We start from the raw sequence: 15181 nt of genomic DNA, 5'->3' as shown, positions 1-15181 counted from the left end.
TGCACCAGGCCAGCGGAGCATATAACCGCACCGCGCCCCCGGATGGCCCACGGTCCGTACACCCGACCGACCTCCGGTCTAGCATCGCCGGGTGCGCTACGACGAAAGCTCCCCGCCGCTCCCCGAGTCCGCGAGCTCCATCAGTCCGGACCGGCCCTGGTACGCCCGCCGGTCGACCCTGGTCGTCGCGGCGGCCGCGCTCGCCCCGGCCTGCCTGGCCGGGTGGGTCCTGACCGAGGTGCTGAGCGGGGGCGCGAGCGACGACTCCCGGCCGCCCCGGATCGTGATGCCGCTCTCGGCGTCGGCGGCGGCGTCCTCCGGGGCACCGACACCGGCACCGGCGCCCGTATCGGCATCCGCGCCGGCCGGGAGCCCGGCCCCCGGAGGAACCGGGGCGAACGCCCTCGCCGGCCGGACCGTCGTCATCGACCCCGGTCACAACACGGGCAACTTCAAGCACACCACCGAGATCAACCGCCAGGTGGACATCGGCACCAACCGCAAGGAGTGCGACACCACCGGCACGACCACCAACTCCGGCTACATGGAAGCCGAGTTCAGCATGGACGTGTCCCGGCGCCTGCGCACCGTCCTGGAGGCCAAGGGCCTCAAGGTGGTCCTCACGCACGAGGCCGGCAAGGAACGCCCCTTCGGCCCCTGCATCGACGAGCGCGCCCGCATCGGCAACGAGGCGGCCGCCGACGCCGTGGTCTCCGTCCACGCGGACGGGGTCTCCGCCGGCAGCCGCGGGTTCCACGTCATCCTCCCCGCCAAGGTCAAGGGCGGCGGCGCCGACACCGCTAAGATCATCGAACCGTCCCGGCAGCTCGGCGAGCGGATCGCCGGGAACTTCGCCCGGACCACCGGTTCCACCCCCGCCAACTACCTCGGCAGCGGCACCGGATTGGTGGTCCGCGACGATCTGGGCGGACTGAACCTCTCGACCCGCCCCAAGGTGTTCATCGAATGCGGCAACATGCGTGATGCCAAGGACGCGGCACAGCTGTCGAGTCCGGAGTGGCGCCAGAAAGCGGCCCAGGGCATCGCGGACGGCATCGTCGGCTTCCTCGGCGGGTAGGGCCACCAGGACCGTCCCTCCGGACGGCCCGCAGCCCCGATCCTCTCGGCCGCGGCGAAGCTCCGTACGATGGTGCCGCCCGCCACCTGCGTCACGGCGGGCACCCACGGCACCACGAGACGACGAGACCGAGAAGGACACCTAAGACGTGAACATCCGATCCCTCACTCGAGGCGACGGCGTGGTGATCGGAGCAGCGGCGTTGCTGTTCATCGCCTCGTTCCTCGATTTCTACTCCGCGCCCGGTGTCGACGCACCGAGCGCATGGGACACCGACGTGTACCGCCTGGCGCTGCCGAGCATCTTCCTGCTCGCGTTCATCGCCGTCGGCCTGCTCGTCGCCGCCCGCCTGCAGCCCGCCGGGCGCCAGCTCCTGGGCCTGCCCTTCCAGGCCTGGGGCACGGTCCTCTCCGTCGCGGCCGCCTGGTCCGCGCTCTGGGGGCTCATCACCTGCCCGACCGGGGCCGACCTCGGCGCGGGCGCCGTCATCGCCTTCCTCGCGACCTTCGCGCTGGCCGGCGTCACGCTCTTCGGCGCGAAGGTGCCCGCGCTCGCCGGGCAGCTGGTGCCGGACCCGAAGCCGGCCACGACCGCCGTCCCGCCGTACGGCCAGCAGCAGCCGGGCGCCGGGTACGGGTACCCGGGCGGCCAGGAGCCGCAGCCGTACGGGGCCGCCCCGCAGCCGGTCCCGCCCTACGGCGGCCAGGAGCAGGCCCAGGCTCCGCAGGACCAGGCCCCGGCCCCTGCCCCGGCCCCGGCGGCGGACTTCACGCCGTTCTGGTTCGCCGTTCCGGTGGCCCGCCCCCTCTTCGCCGAGGACGGCAGCCCCGCCCCGATCGCGGAACTCGCGCCCGGCACCTGGTACCTGGCCGTGGAACAGCGCGGTCCGGCCACCCTGATCGCGCAGACCCAGGACGGCCGCCGCGGCGTCCTGAACGACACCTCGGGCATCCAGCGCGGCTGATCCCGCGCACGCGCCTCATCAACGGCCCCCCACCCTTCCGGGTGGGGGGCCGTTGCCCTACAGTCACCTGACGCATCGTCAGATTCGTGGAGGGGACCGTCACATGCGCCTCGGACTCGCACTCGGCTACTGGGGCCGCGGCCCCAATCCGGACCACCTCGACCTCGCCGCCGAAGCCGAGAACCTCGGCTACGACTCCGTCTGGACCGCCGAAGCCTGGGGCTCCGACGCCTTCACCCCGCTCACCTGGATCGCCGCGCACACCTCGCGCATCCGCCTGGGCACCGCCATCGCGCAGATGGCCGCCCGCACCCCGACCGCCACCGCCATGCAGGCCCTGACCCTGGACCACCTGTCCGGTGGCCGGATGATGCTGGGCCTCGGCCTGTCCGGACCGCAGGTGGTCGAAGGCTGGTACGGACGCCCCTTCCCCTCCAGCCCCCTGACGGCGACCCGGGAGTACGTGGACGTCATCCGCCAGGTGCTGCGCCGCGAGGCGCCGGTCGCGCTGGACGGCCGCTTCCACAGCCACCCGTACCGGGGCGCGGACGGCACCGGCATCGGCAAGCCGCTCAAGCCCATCACCCACCCCCTGCGGGCCGACCTGCCGGTGCTGCTCGGTGCGGAGGGCCCCAAGAACATCGCCCAGACCACCCGCATCGCGGACGGCTGGCTCCCCCTCTACTGGTCGCCGACCCGCACGGACGTCTACCAGGCCTCGCTGTCCGAGCTCCCCGAGGGGTTCATGATCGCCCCGATGGCCCGCGCGAAGGTCTGCGACGACGTCGCGGAGGGACTCCTCCCGGTGAAGGCGATGCTGGGCTTCTACATCGGCGGGATGGGCCACGCGGCACGCAACTTCCACGCCGACCTCATGGGCCGGATGGGCTACGAGGAGGAGGCGCACCGGATCCAGGAACTGTTCCTGGCCGGGCGCAAGGAAGAGGCCGTCATGGCCGTCCCGGACGCGTTCGCGGACGAGATCTCCCTGGTCGGGCCGCGGGAGCGGATCGCCGAGCGCCTCGAACTGTGGCGCAAGGGCCCGGTGACCGACCTCCTGCTGACCGCCCCCGACCCGCACACCCTGCGGGTCCTGGCGGAGCTGAACAGCTAGGGGGTGTCCGCACAGGCCGTCCCCTTCGGTTCAGGTCAGAGGGACGCGGGGCGGCGGCCGGCGTCCGGGACCAGGACCGTCTTTCCGCGGACGAGGGTTCCCGCCTCCGCCTCCGCGTGTACGTCGGCCAGCTCGGCCAGCGGGCGGACCGCGGCGGGGGCGACCTCCAAGTCGCCCGCGTCCACCAGCGCGACCAGCCGGGCGAGCTGCCCGGTGTCCTGGCGGGCCACCAGGTGGAGGCCGCCGGGGATCGGGGTCGCGACGGAGACCGCCACCCCGCCCGGGCCGAGCAGGGCCGGCAGGGCGGCGGCGGCCCCCGGGCCGATCGGGGCCAGGTTGAGCACGGCGTCGAAGGGTTCGCCCGCCAGGGCCTCGTACAGGGGGACGGCGGTGTGGTCGATCACGCGGTGGGCCCCGTACCGCCGGACCGCGGCGGCGCTGCGCGGGCTCGCGGTCGCCACGACGGTGGCCCCGGCCCGGCGGGCGAGCTGCACGGCGAAGGCGCCGACTCCGCCGCCGGCCCCGTTGATCAGGATCCGGCCGCCCTCGCGGATCCGCGCCGCCTCGAACAGCGCCTGCCAGGCCGTCAGCCCGGCCACCGGGATCGCCGCCGCCGCCGTGAGGGGCAGGGAGCGGGGGGCCGGCACGAGCAGCTCCGGGGCGACGGACACGAACGGGGCGGCGGCTCCGCCCTCGTCCAGTCGGCCGATCACCCGCTCCCCGGTGGCGACGATCGTTCCCGCCAGGTCCCAGCCCGGGACGTGGGGCAGGTCCAGGGGCAGGACCTCGCGCAGCAGCCCGGCGCGCAGGGCGAGCTCGGAGGGGTTGAAGGAGGTGGCCGCCACCTGGACGAGGACCTCGCCGGGAGCCGGCACGGGGACCGGGACCTCCTCGTGGCGGATGACTGCGGGGCCCCCGTAGGCGTGGATGCGGGCCGCGAGCATCGTGGCGGCGGGCGTGGCGGCGGGCTGGCGTGTGTCGTTCATGGCGCCCACGCTAGGGAGCGGGAGGAAGACGATCCATGCGCGAGGATCTTGATTTCCTGCGCGTTCGTCTACGCTGCCCGGGGTGGACGTACTCAGCGATGTCATCACGCTCATGCGGACGGGCCGGCCCACCTCCGCACTCGTACGGTGGCACGCGCCCTGGGGCCAGCGCTTCCCCGCGGTCCCCGGCTCGGCGGGCTTCCAGGTGGTGCTGAGCGGGAGCTGCGTGCTGGACGACCCGTCGGGACCGGTCCCGCTGAACGCCGGGGACGTGCTGTTCCTGCCGCACGGGCACGGGTACACGCTGCTCGGCGAGCCGTCGGCGGAGCCGGCCGAACCCCGCTGGGACCCCGACCGCGAGCCCGCCCTGCTCGTCCGCGACACCGTCGGCGACGAGCACGGCGGCGGGCCGGTCACCGTCACCCTGTGCGGCGGGTACCGGATCGAGGCGGACCACACCCATCCGCTGCTGCGGGAACTGCCCGAGGTCCTCCACCTGCCCGCCGGGCGGCCCGGCGCGGCCGAGGCGGTGGCCCTGCTGGCCCGGGAGGCGGCGGAGCCCGGACTCGGCACGGACACGCTGCTCCCGGCCCTGCTGGACGTGCTGCTGCTGTACGTGCTGCGGGCCCACGTGGGCGAAGCCGGCGGAGCGTCGGCAGGGGCCGGGCGGACGGGCTGGGCGGCGGCGCTCGCCGATCCCCCGGTCGCCGCCGCGCTGGCGGCCGTGCACGCCGAGCCGGACCGCCCCTGGACGGTCGCCTCCCTGGGGGCGCGGGCCGGACTGTCGCGGGCCGCCTTCGCCCGCCGGTTCCACGAACGCGTCGGACAGCCGCCGCTCGCCTACCTGACGTGGTGGCGCATGACCACGGCCGCACGTCTGCTGCGCACCACCGACACGCCCCTGTCCGTCCTGGCGGCGCGCTCCGGCTACACCTCGGAGTACGCCTTCGCCCACGCCTTCAAACGGGCCTACGGGATCCCGCCCGGGCGCTTCCGCGCCGAGCGGCACCGGCCGCCGTCGGCCTAGGCCTAAGGCGTCTGCGGCGCGGCTCCGTCCGGCGCGGCTCCGTCCGCCTGCGGCACCGCGGCCAGCAGTTCCCGCAGGTCCAGCGGCATGACGGCGATCTCGATGCCGCCATCGCCGCCGACTTCGCCGCTGCCGTCGCCGAGGGTGCAGGTCACGATCCGCGAGCCCGGGTTGATGGAGATGCCCTCCTTCACCGAGGGCGCCCGGACGGCGGTGGCCCGGCCGCCGGTCAGCACCACGGGCTCGCCCCGGCCGGGTACCCAGCGGGCCTCGCCCTGGTCGGCGTACACCCGGCCGCTGCGCCAGCGGCCGATGCCCGCGGGCCGTCGCGCCATGCACGGGATCCCGGGCACGGGCGTCGCGGCCTGGCGGCTGCGGTGCTTGCGGCGCATCAGCCAGGCGGTTCCGGCGGCGGCTCCGGCGAGGACCACGTACTCGATCACCCACCCATTCAAACAGGTCGAACGGGCACACAGCAGGCCGGACCGGAATGCTCCGGTCCGGCCTGCTGCGAGAAGCGAGGACTCAGCCGGTCAGCCGGTCAGCTGGCCCGCGCTCGGGACCTTGTCGGTCACCGTGGCGCCCGCGCTCTTGCCGGCCTCCTTGACGCTGTTGATGACGTTCTCGAAGGCACCGATGTCGGCGTCGCCGGCCTGGCCCTTGCGCAGCTTGGAACCGAGCCCCTTGAGGGATTCGATGCCCGCCGTCAGCGGGCCCACGGCCTTCGAGAGCAGCGGGTCGCCCTTGGCGTTCTCGCTGGCCGCCTTCAGCCGGTTGTAGGCGAAGGCGCCCGCGAGGCCCGCCTTGACCAGGGCGAAGGTGCGGCCCTTGGCGCCCTTCTTGAACTTGCCGTCGCGGTACGGCTTGATGATCCACTGGTACGTGGCTCCGGCCGCGAGCCCCGCGTTGGCGACGAAGCGGGTCTTGGCGAACTTCTGCTTCTCTTCCGGGGTGCTCGCCGAGGGAGTGGCGGCGGCCGCTTCCGCGTCCTCTGCGGAGGCCGCGGCGTCGGCCTCGGCGAACGCGGCCATGGCCACCGAAACCTCGTCGGCCTGACCGGCGGCGACCTTGTCGCCACCGCCCGAGCCGCAGGCGGTGGCACCGCCGAGCAGGGCGCAGGACAGGAGCACCGCCGTGAGGGCACGGCGGAAGCGGACGGCTGTGGTGGGTAGGGACACGGGTTTCCTCCGGGGACTGAGGCGTCCCCCGCAGCCTCGCCCCGGGCACCCGACTCCGCCACCCGGGGGACCCGTTCGGGTTCACCCGAGGGGTTTACCCGGCCGGGGAACGGCCAGAAGCGCGGCATGCCCACACACACGCGAGCACACACCAGAGGAAGCAGCCAGGCGGGCCGCGCCGTCGCGGTCGTGGCGGACGTCATGGCCTTCGTGATCGGCCTGTGGATCCTGCTGTACCTGCTGGAGGCCAACCAGGGGAACGCACTGGTCGACTTCATCCACGACGCGGCGAGCTGGCTCGCCGGCTGGTCCTACGACCTCTTCACCTTCCACCGCGACTGGGTCCAGGTGGTGATCGGCTACGGCATCGCGGCCGTCGCCTACCTGGTCATCGGCCACGCCGTGGCGGGCCGCCTCTACCGCCGCTAGGCCGGCAGATCTCCGGCCACGTCACGGCAGACGTGAGACCAGCTGCTTGCGATGGCGGCTGCGGCGGACGGCGGTGACGAGGACGACGACGGCGCAGACGGTGATCCCGAGGACGGGGAGAGCGATGGCCAGCACCAGCCAGCCCGCGAGCGCGAAAAGGCCTCCGGAGTCCCCGATGGCATAAGCGGAGCGTGCGTGCGACGAGCAGGCGACCTCGTACTCGCCCGCTCGTCGCACGTCGATGGTGTAGAGCGGATTCCAGGTCTCGTCACGGGTGAGGAACACGTCGACTCCCGGATCGGTGAGCCCGGGGTCGCCCGGCCCGGTGATGCTGCACTTCGGGGCGGCGGACGGGCCGAATTCCTCGTCCCTGATCCAGATGGTCTTCTCGCTCCCCGCCTCGAGCCGAAGGGTGACGGTGTCGCCGTTGGCGAAGGGATGATCGGTGTCCACCGAGTCGATCGCGTCGTCGAACCGGAATGCACCGATGACCACGCCCATCACGATCAGCACGACGGCGATCGCTGCTGCCGCGGCATACCAGCGGCGGCTGGGCCGGAGTTCGTTGGCCGGTATCTGCGGTGGTGGGAAGGGATGCACGGGCACACCCTAGATCGCCCTGTCCGGCCGACGAGCCGCCGGGGTGTGCCGTCAGCGGCCGTGCGCTTCTTTTTCTTTCAGGAATTCCGGCATGCGAGGGCAACCATCCGGGCCGGCCGCGGGTCGTACGGGCGAGAGTTGATCAGGTTGATCGACTGGACTTCGCCCGGGGGGCTCTTTTGAAGAAGAACACCGCGCCGCAGGCGGCCTTGCCCGCCCGTGCCGCCACCGCCGCACCGGCCCAGGTGCCCGCGGCCCCGGGCGAGTCCCGCGTCGTCTTCCGGTTCGCCTTCCCCACCGAAGAGCGGACGCACCACCGCGAGGACTACGCCCCCGTGCGCTGAATCCTGCGCCGCACGGACGCATGTGGGGCGGGCAAGACCGGTACGGGGGTCCCGCCATGCCCGCCCCGCAGAAGCGAAGACAGAGCAGGACTCCGGGCAGGGCCGGACACGGCCCTGCCCTCGGACCATCATGAGACGGGAGGACATCCACCGATGTCCGCCAGGACAACTCGTACGGCAACGGCTCTCGTTGCCGCCTTCGGTATCGCCGCGACCATGGTCGCCGCCGCACCGGGAAGCCTCGCCGCCACGGCCGCCGACGCCTGTGACGTGGTGGCCGTGACCGATCTCGCGGATGCGGCCCGGGTACAGGTCGACGCCTTCGGCGCCCTGAAGGACCTCCGGGTCGACGTCCGCGCGCCGGGCACCACACAGGTGCTGGCCACCGCGCAGGGCTTCGAGTCCACGGCGCGGCCCGACTTCGGCGTGCGCCACCGCTCCGCCGCGCTGCCCGCACTCGCGTCGCTCGGCCGCTACGCCCTCGACGTCCGCTACACGGATGCGGCGGGCAAGGCCGTCACGTGCGCCGACAGCGGCGAGCTGCGCTACCTGCCCCACCCCGTGGTCACCCTGGATCCCGTGAGCGCGCCGGTCTCCTTGGAGAAGCCGACGGCGACCGTCACCGGCAAGCTGACCCTGCGCAATCCCCGCACCCGCGCCGAGACCCCGCTCAAGGGCCGCCAAGTGTGGCTACGCGGCGCGGAGATGTCGGAGTCGGTAGTTGCCGGAAGCGACGGCACGTTCTCCACCTCCGTCACCTATACCGCGCGGAGCACCAGCACGGCCGTGACGGCGAAGGCCGACGGCGCCGCCCCCACCACAACGGAACCTCCCGTCGAGAAGCGCAAGGTCGTCATCGCCCTGGACACCCCGTCCTCGGTGGCGCCGGGGTACGAAAGCCGCTTCCGCATCTCGGGCAAGGTCTTCTACCGGGGCGGGGACGGCGCACTGCACCCGCTCACGGGGACCGATTTCGTGACCGCGGGGGACACCTGCGAAACCTGGGGCGGCGAGGCGTGCGGAAAGCTCTCCCCGGGGGAATGGGGACGCACGTTCTACTGGGACCGGTACACCCTTCACGGAGACACCGTGCTCGTGGTGACGCACAGTCCCGGAGCACTGCTCGACGGTGTCACCCGGACTGCCGTCACCGTGAAGGTCGACCGGACCGTGGCCTTCTCGGGTCTGAAGGCGACCAAGGACGCGGCGGGCCGTCTGACCGTCCAGGGCAGCACCCGGCTCGGTTTCGGCACGAACAGCACGTACGACCTGTACCGCATCCAGCACTCGGCCGACGGCAAGACGGGGTGGAAGACCTACCGGAGCACGTACATCAAGCGCACCGGGTCGATCCTCCGCACGCTGGAGCCCGGCACCTTCCCCGCGGGCGGCGCCTGGCGCATCCACTTCGAGGGCTCCAAGGTACTCGAACCCGTCACCAGCCCCACCTTCACCGTGGTGACCCCGTGACACCCACACACATGCCGTCTCCTGGGGGATCGTTGAACAAGATGATGGCGTCGCTCGGCGTCGCCCTGGCCGTCACCGCGGCCGCGTCCGGCCTCGGGCTCGGGGCCGTGGCGCAGGCCGACGACACCGACGCTCGGCCCTGGGCCCGGGTGGTCCAGTCCGGCGGTGAGTTCCGCGTTCGGGTCAGTGCCGATCGGGCACCCAACGGGGACACAGTGGTCCGGGTCCGGCCCAAGGACGGTGAGACGTCCGTGGCCGAGGTCGGCGGGTTCGGCGCCTGGACGTGCGTGCCCGACATAGACGACAACTGCGGGTCGTACCGGAGCGACTCCGCCCCGTTCGCCCTCGACGACATGGGCATGTACGAACTCGACGTCGTCCTCCACAAGGGAAGCGCGGACGAGAAGGAGTTCCCGGAAGCAGGAGCGAGCTTCCCCTACGCGCTCAACCCCCGGTTCAGCTCTCTGGAGTCCAGCAACCCGGTGCTCTCCTACGAGCGGCGCACCGGGAAGGCCTCCGGCACCCTGTTGGCCGAGCACCCCCGTACCCACGAGGTGAAGCCGCTGGCGGACGCCCCGGTGGACCTGGTCCGCCGGTCTCGCTGGGGCAGTCATGCGACGGAGCGCCTGACCACCGACGGCGCGGGCCGCTTCGCAGGCCTCTTCCAGTACGAGGGCTCCGAACCGAACCCCAGCCTCCAGGTCCTGCTCGAATCGGGTTCCTACGGTCTCCCGACGCAGCGGACCCTGGACCTCGGTGTGCGGGCGACGCCCGTCCAGGTCACCGTCCGGCAGCCCGCCGGAGGGATCGTCGGGCGTTACGGCAGCACGGTACCCGTCCGGGGAGCGGTGACCTGGACCGCCTCCGACGGCACCGCCCGGCCGCTGCCGGGCACGACGGTGACCGTGTCCACCGAGGGGTGTGAGGGTTACGGGTGCGGGGTGGGCCGGACCAGTGACACCACCGGCGCTTTCGACGTGCCCTACACCGTCAAGCGGGACGGATACGCCCGCGTGGAACTGTCGTCCGACTACAACAACGGCTGGTTCACCGGCAGCCTCTCCACCCGCGTGTCCGTGGACGCCACGCACACCACCCTCTTCTCCCCGTTGAAGGTGACTGCGGACCAGAACCGGACGATCACCGTACTCGGCCAGCTGGCCGTCCAGCAGGGGTCCGCCCCCGTCGGCGCCAAGGCCACCGTCGACGTGCAGCTCTCCGCGGACGGCAAGACCGGGTGGAAGACGGTGAAGACCTTCACCACCCCCTTCGGAACGGCCTTCAGCCAGCAGCTGAAGCACACGCCCGACCAGGACGGTCACTACGTCCGCCTGCGCTACGCCGGCACCGCCGACATCGGCCCCGCCGCCCCGACGGTCCGGCTGACCCGCAAGACGACCCGGATCGTCCGCGACAACCTGGCCCCGGAGCAGGTCCCCGCCGGGACCAAGATCACTGCCAGCGGAGTCCTCCAGCAGAAGTCCGGCACCGCCTGGCTGCCGCTCGCCGGCCAGAAGGTCCGCGTCTACTTCAAGGCCAAGGCCCCCGGCTCCGCCTGGACCTACCAGGGCGCCGCGACGACCGCCGCCAACGGCTCCTTCAGCACGAAGGTCACCGCCCGCAGCGACGGCGCCTGGCAGATCCGCTACCTCGACGTCACCGCGCCGTACTACGTCGCCATCGGCCGCGAGGACTACGTCGAAGTGATCTAGAGCAGGTCGCGAAAACGGGAGTGGGCACGGGCCGCGTCAGCGCCCGTGCCCGCTCCCTTGAGCTTCAGCCCTCAGCCGCAGCAGTCCGGTTCCAGCCCGGACGGCAGCGTCAGCCCGCCGAAGACCGTGCCGGTGGCCTCGTCGCCGCCCAGGGCGGCCACCGCGAGGAGGAGCGAGCCCGCCGTCCAGGTGGTCTGCTCCACGGGCCAGACCGTACGGTCGTCGAAGACGTACCCGGTCCAGTACATGCCGTTGTCGGCCCGCAGGTGGCCGATCGAGCGCAGGATCTCCAGGGCCCGGTCGGACTCCCCCGTCGCCCACAGCGCGAGCGCCAGTTCGCAGGACTCCCCGCCGGTCACCCACGGGTTCGGCAGTACGCAGCGCACGCCGAGGTCGGGGACGACGAACTCCTCCCACCGCTCCTCGATCCGGGCCTTCGCCTCCGCGCCGGTCAGCGCCCCGCCGAGGACCGGGTAGTACCAGTCCATGGAGTAGCGGGACTTGTCGAGGAACCGCTCCGGGTGCCGGCGTATCGCGTGCCCGAGGGCTCCCGCGGCCAGTTCCCAGTCCGGCTGCGGATCGCCCCGGTACTCGGCGATGGCCAGCGCGCAGCGCAGCGCCTGGTGGATGGAGGAGGACCCGGTGAGCAGGGCGTCCGCGACGGGCTCGCCGGACGGTTCGCGCTTCCAGCCGATCTCGCCGCCCGGCTGCTGGAGCTGCAGGACGAACTCGACGGCCGCGTACACGGCGGGCCACATCCGGTCGAGGAAGGCGTCGTCCCCGGTGGACAGGTGGTGGTGCCAGACGCCGACGGCGAGGTACGCGACGAAGTTGGTCTCCCGGCTCGCGTCCTGCGGCTCGCGGGTGTCGACGCCGTCCTCGCGGTCGGCGTAGGCCGCGTACCAGGAGCCGTCGTCGTTCTGGTGGCGCACCAGCCAGTCGTAGGCCCGCTCGGCGGCCTCGTGCTCGCCGGCCGCGTCGAGGGCCATCGCGGCCTCGGTGTGGTCCCACGGGTCGAGGTGGTGCCCGCGGAACCAGGGTATGGCCCCGTCGGCGCGCTGCGCGGCGAGGATCCCGGCGACGGTGGCGGCGGCCTGATCGGCGGTCAGCACGCCGTCCAGGACCAGGTGTTCGGGTGCGGTGCGCCCGGGAGAGCTCACTGTGCGGCGCCCACGGGCTCGGTCGCGGCCGCGTCCACGGGCAGGTGCGGCTTGGTGGCGTAGGCGACGAAGCTCTTGCCTATGACCGGGTTCAGGGCCTGCTCCGCGAGCCGGGTGACCAGCGGCTTCTTCATGATGTCCCAGACCAGGAGCTTGTGGTACGCCTTGACGGGCAGCGCCTTGTCGTTGTCCACGCCGAAGGCGCACTTGAGCCACCAGTACGGCGAGTGCAGGCCGTGCGCGTGGTGGGTGCCGTACGGCTTGAGGCCCGCGGACTCCATCTTGCCGAGCAGCTCCTCCGCCTTGTAGATGCGGATGTGGCCGCCCTCGACCTCGTGGTAGGCGTCGGAGAGCGCCCAGCAGATCTTCTCGGGGCCGTAGCGCGGGACGGTGATGGCGATGCGTCCGCCGGGCTTCAGGACGCGGACCATCTCGGCGAGGACGCCCTTGTCGTCGGGGATGTGCTCCATCACCTCGGAGATGATGACGACGTCGAAGGACTCGTCGGGGAAGGGCAGCGCGAGGGCGTCGCCCTCCATCGCGGTGGCGGTGGCGCCGGCCGGGGCCTCGCCGGCCTCCTTCATCGCGGCGAACCACTTGGCGACCTCGCGGATCTCCTCGCCGTTGCGGTCGAGGGCGACCACCTGGGCGCCGCGCCGGTAGCACTCGAAGGCGTGCCGGCCTGCGCCGCAGCCCAGATCGAGTACGCGGTCGCCTGCGGCGAGCGGGAACCGGGAGAAATCGACGGTCAGCACGTGGTCCTGCCTTCGCGGTCGCGGGGTGGGGAGGGGAACTGCATCGGACGGAAGGTGAAGGTCACCGGGTCGTTGTCGTTGCGGCCGTCGTTGCGGCCGTCTGGGCCTGCCGGTTCTGCGGGGCCTTCGCGCCCGCCGCTGCCGCCCGCTCGATGGCGGCGCGGTAGTGGACGACGGTGCCCTCGGCGGCCTTGGCCCAGGTGAAGCGGGACAGCACCCGCTCGCGGCCGGCGGCGCCAAGCCGGGTGCGCAGTTCGGGGTCGTCCAGGAGCCGGCCCAGCGCGGCGGCCAGCGCGCCCGCGTCGCCGGGCGGCACGGCGAGACAGGACTCGCCGTCGGGGCCGGTGACCTCGGGAATCGCGCCGCCGGTGGTGGCGACCAGCGGGGTGCCGGTGGCCATGGCCTCGGCCGCCGGGAGCGAGAAGCCCTCGTAGAGGGAGGGCACGCAGGCGATCTGGGCGCTGCGGACCAGGTCGACGAGCTCGGTGTCGGTGATGCCCTTGACGAAGCGGACGGCGTCCTGGAGTCCGTACGTCTCGATCGCCCGGGCCACCGGCCCCTGTTCGGCGCGCTTGCCGACGACGACGAGGTGGGCGTCGGGCTGTTCGGTACGGAGCTTCGCGAGCGCCTCGACGAGGTGCACGAGCCCCTTGAGCGGGACGTCGGCGCTCGACGTGGTCACGATCCGTCCGGGCACCTCGGCCACGGAGGCGTCGGGCGACCAGAGGTCGGTGTCGGCGCCGATGTGGACGACGTGGATGCGCTCGTCCCGGACGCCGAGGTGCTCGGCGATCTCCTTCTTGGAGGAGCCGGAGACGGTGAGCACGGAGGCCAGTCGCCGGGCGACGCGGCCCTGCATGCGTGTGAACCCGTACCAACGCCGTACGGAGGCCCGCTTCCTGCGGTCCTTGGCGGCGGCCAGGTCCAGCTTGCGGTCGACGGTGATGGGGTGGTGGATGGTGGTGACCAGCGGGGCGCCGAGGTCGGCCAACAGCCCGTAGCCGAGGGTCTGGTTGTCGTGGATGACGTCGAACTCGCCCGCCCGTGCCGCCAGGTGGCGGCGGGCGCGGAGCGAGAAGGTCAGGGGCTCGGGGAAGCCGCCGGTCCACATGGTGGCGACCTCGACGGCGTCGATCCAGTCGCGGTACTCGTCGCGCTTGGGGGTGCGGAACGGGTCGGGGCTGCGGTAGAGGTCCAGGCTGGGCAGTTCGGTGAGGGTGGCGCCGGCGCCGGTGAGGGCGTCGGTGTCGAGCACCGGATAGGGCTGCGCGCCGATGACCTCGACGGAGTGGCCCAGCTTCACGAGCTCACGGGCGAGGTGGCGGACGTAGACGCCCTGGCCACCGCAGAACGGGTTCCCCTTATAGGTGAGGAGTGCGATCCGCAACGGGCGGCCGTCGTCGGCCGCGCCGCCCGTGGAAGGGCTCGTCGGGCTTGTCACCATGGCCTCTGCGGTCACTCCCGGCCCCCTTCTCCCTGCACTTTCGCCGGAGCGTAACCGCTCGGATAATGTAGAACAAGTTTCAGACTTGATCCGCTGAAGAGCATTGAATCTACCGGCCGGAAACCACACCGTAAGAGGGGTGGCAGGTGATTCGCGCCACGGATCGGGCGCCTGCCATGCTGGGCCGCCAAAGACATGAACGCCTTGGAACTGGAACGCCTCGGAACCGGAACGGGACAGATGACAGCGGAAGCGAAGGCCGTGACCCCAGCCGTCACCACACCGGCGTCTCCGCCCCTGACGGAGCGCCAGGAGGCACGGCGCAGGCGGATCCTGCACGCCAGCGCCCAGCTGGCCAGCCGGGGCGGCTTCGACGCGGTGCAGATGCGGGAGGTGGCGGAGTCCTCCAGCGTGGCCCTGGGCACCCTCTACCGGTACTTCCCCTCCAAGGTGCACCTGCTCGTCGCGACCATGCAGGACCAGCTCCAGCACATGCACGGAACGCTGCGCAAGCGCCCGCCGGCCGGGGACGAGCCCGCGGCCCGCGTCGCGGAGACCCTGATGCGCGCCTTCCGCGCGCTCCAGCGGGAGCCGCACCTGGCGGACGCCATGGTCCGGGCCCTCACCTTCGCGGACCGCAGCGTGAGCCCGGAAGTGGACACGGTGTCCCGCCTCACGACGGCGATCATCCTGGACGCGATGGGCCTGGAGGCCCCGCCGACGGCGGAACAGCTGTCGGCGGTGCGCGTCATCGAGCACACCTGGCACTCGGCCCTGATCACCTGGCTGTCGGGCCGCGCCTCGATCGCCCAGGTGAAGATCGACATCGAGACGGTCTGCCGCCTGATCGACCTCACGGCCCCGCAGCCCCCGGCGACGGCCCCTCAGGAGCCTCCGAAAAAGTCCTGATCCCGCCCTTG

At 72.4% G+C, this 15181-nt stretch carries 16 protein-coding genes; 9 read left to right on the top strand and 7 right to left on the bottom strand.

From position 1 onward, the window contains the following. The first annotated feature begins 91 nt into the window (after positions 1-91). The 3 genes from ACFRU2_RS13595 (at position 92) to ACFRU2_RS13585 (ending at position 3156) form a co-directional block, all read left to right on the top strand. The gene (locus ACFRU2_RS13595; RefSeq protein WP_382971564.1) at positions 92-1078 is read left to right on the top strand and encodes an N-acetylmuramoyl-L-alanine amidase; all 987 of its coding nucleotides are present in this window, start codon (positions 92-94) and stop codon (positions 1076-1078) included. A 148-nt stretch (positions 1079-1226) separates the two neighbouring features. After that, the gene (locus tag ACFRU2_RS13590; protein WP_382971563.1) at positions 1227-2042 is read left to right on the top strand and encodes a hypothetical protein; all 816 of its coding nucleotides are present in this window, start codon (positions 1227-1229) and stop codon (positions 2040-2042) included. Between the two features lie 103 nt (positions 2043-2145). Then, the gene (locus ACFRU2_RS13585; RefSeq protein WP_250745660.1) at positions 2146-3156 is read left to right on the top strand and encodes an LLM class F420-dependent oxidoreductase; all 1011 of its coding nucleotides are present in this window, start codon (positions 2146-2148) and stop codon (positions 3154-3156) included. A gap of 35 nt (positions 3157-3191) precedes the next feature. On the opposite strand, the gene ACFRU2_RS13580 is transcribed toward ACFRU2_RS13585, so the two are convergent. Further along, positions 3192-4142 carry an NADP-dependent oxidoreductase gene (locus ACFRU2_RS13580; protein WP_382971561.1) on the bottom strand — a complete coding sequence of 317 codons (951 nt, stop codon included), beginning with the start codon at positions 4140-4142 and terminating at the stop codon, positions 3192-3194. A gap of 82 nt (positions 4143-4224) precedes the next feature. On the opposite strand from ACFRU2_RS13580, the gene ACFRU2_RS13575 reads away from it, so the two are divergent. Then, positions 4225-5169 (top strand): AraC family transcriptional regulator, encoded by a 945-nt coding sequence (locus ACFRU2_RS13575; protein ID WP_382971559.1) that lies wholly within the window; start codon positions 4225-4227, stop codon positions 5167-5169. Positions 5170-5171: 2 nt separating this feature from the next. On the opposite strand, the gene ACFRU2_RS13570 is transcribed toward ACFRU2_RS13575, so the two are convergent. Both ACFRU2_RS13570 and ACFRU2_RS13565 read right to left on the bottom strand, forming a co-directional pair. Then, on the bottom strand, positions 5172-5612 hold the full coding sequence (locus ACFRU2_RS13570) for a hypothetical protein (RefSeq protein WP_382971557.1): 441 nt from the start codon (positions 5610-5612) through the stop codon (positions 5172-5174). A 90-nt stretch (positions 5613-5702) separates the two neighbouring features. Further along, complete coding sequence (locus ACFRU2_RS13565; RefSeq protein ID WP_382971555.1) at positions 5703-6347, bottom strand: hypothetical protein; 645 nt, start codon at positions 6345-6347, stop codon at positions 5703-5705. Between the two features lie 126 nt (positions 6348-6473). Between ACFRU2_RS13565 and ACFRU2_RS13560 the strand changes: the two genes are divergently transcribed. Further along, positions 6474-6776 carry a hypothetical protein gene (locus ACFRU2_RS13560; RefSeq protein WP_382971554.1) on the top strand — a complete coding sequence of 101 codons (303 nt, stop codon included), beginning with the start codon at positions 6474-6476 and terminating at the stop codon, positions 6774-6776. Positions 6777-6797: 21 nt separating this feature from the next. Here the strand turns inward: ACFRU2_RS13560 and ACFRU2_RS13555 are convergent, their stop codons facing one another. After that, positions 6798-7376 carry a hypothetical protein gene (locus tag ACFRU2_RS13555; RefSeq protein ID WP_382971552.1) on the bottom strand — a complete coding sequence of 193 codons (579 nt, stop codon included), beginning with the start codon at positions 7374-7376 and terminating at the stop codon, positions 6798-6800. A gap of 179 nt (positions 7377-7555) precedes the next feature. On the opposite strand from ACFRU2_RS13555, the gene ACFRU2_RS13550 reads away from it, so the two are divergent. The 3 genes from ACFRU2_RS13550 to ACFRU2_RS13540 all read left to right on the top strand — a co-directional run bounded on the left by ACFRU2_RS13550 (position 7556) and on the right by ACFRU2_RS13540 (position 10902). Beyond that, positions 7556-7720 (top strand): hypothetical protein, encoded by a 165-nt coding sequence (locus tag ACFRU2_RS13550; RefSeq protein WP_382971550.1) that lies wholly within the window; start codon positions 7556-7558, stop codon positions 7718-7720. 153 nt (positions 7721-7873) lie between these two features. Continuing rightward, positions 7874-9190 (top strand): hypothetical protein, encoded by a 1317-nt coding sequence (locus tag ACFRU2_RS13545; RefSeq protein ID WP_382971548.1) that lies wholly within the window; start codon positions 7874-7876, stop codon positions 9188-9190. Between the two features lie 32 nt (positions 9191-9222). Further along, a complete protein-coding gene (locus tag ACFRU2_RS13540; protein ID WP_382971546.1) occupies positions 9223-10902 on the top strand; it encodes a hypothetical protein in 1680 nt (559 codons plus the stop codon). Between the two features lie 71 nt (positions 10903-10973). Here the strand turns inward: ACFRU2_RS13540 and ACFRU2_RS13535 are convergent, their stop codons facing one another. The 3 genes from ACFRU2_RS13535 to ACFRU2_RS13525 form a co-directional block, all read right to left on the bottom strand. After that, the gene (locus tag ACFRU2_RS13535) at positions 10974-12062 is read right to left on the bottom strand and encodes a prenyltransferase (RefSeq protein WP_382971544.1); all 1089 of its coding nucleotides are present in this window, start codon (positions 12060-12062) and stop codon (positions 10974-10976) included. Then, complete coding sequence (locus tag ACFRU2_RS13530) at positions 12059-12817, bottom strand: class I SAM-dependent methyltransferase (RefSeq protein ID WP_382971542.1); 759 nt, start codon at positions 12815-12817, stop codon at positions 12059-12061. The genes ACFRU2_RS13535 and ACFRU2_RS13530 overlap by 4 nt, the downstream gene beginning before the upstream one ends. A gap of 61 nt (positions 12818-12878) precedes the next feature. Further along, complete coding sequence (locus tag ACFRU2_RS13525) at positions 12879-14276, bottom strand: glycosyltransferase family 4 protein (protein WP_382971540.1); 1398 nt, start codon at positions 14274-14276, stop codon at positions 12879-12881. A 225-nt stretch (positions 14277-14501) separates the two neighbouring features. Between ACFRU2_RS13525 and ACFRU2_RS13520 the strand changes: the two genes are divergently transcribed. Continuing rightward, positions 14502-15170 carry a TetR family transcriptional regulator gene (locus tag ACFRU2_RS13520; protein WP_382971539.1) on the top strand — a complete coding sequence of 223 codons (669 nt, stop codon included), beginning with the start codon at positions 14502-14504 and terminating at the stop codon, positions 15168-15170. The last annotated feature ends 11 nt before the right edge of the window (positions 15171-15181 follow it).

It is taken from the genome of Streptomyces sp. NPDC056883 (assembly GCF_042788835.1).
In the GTDB taxonomy this organism is placed as follows: domain Bacteria; phylum Actinomycetota; class Actinomycetes; order Streptomycetales; family Streptomycetaceae; genus Streptomyces; species Streptomyces stoeckheimensis.
Note: the sequence above shows the minus strand (reverse complement) of the source record. Positions and strands in the feature narration are given on the sequence as shown.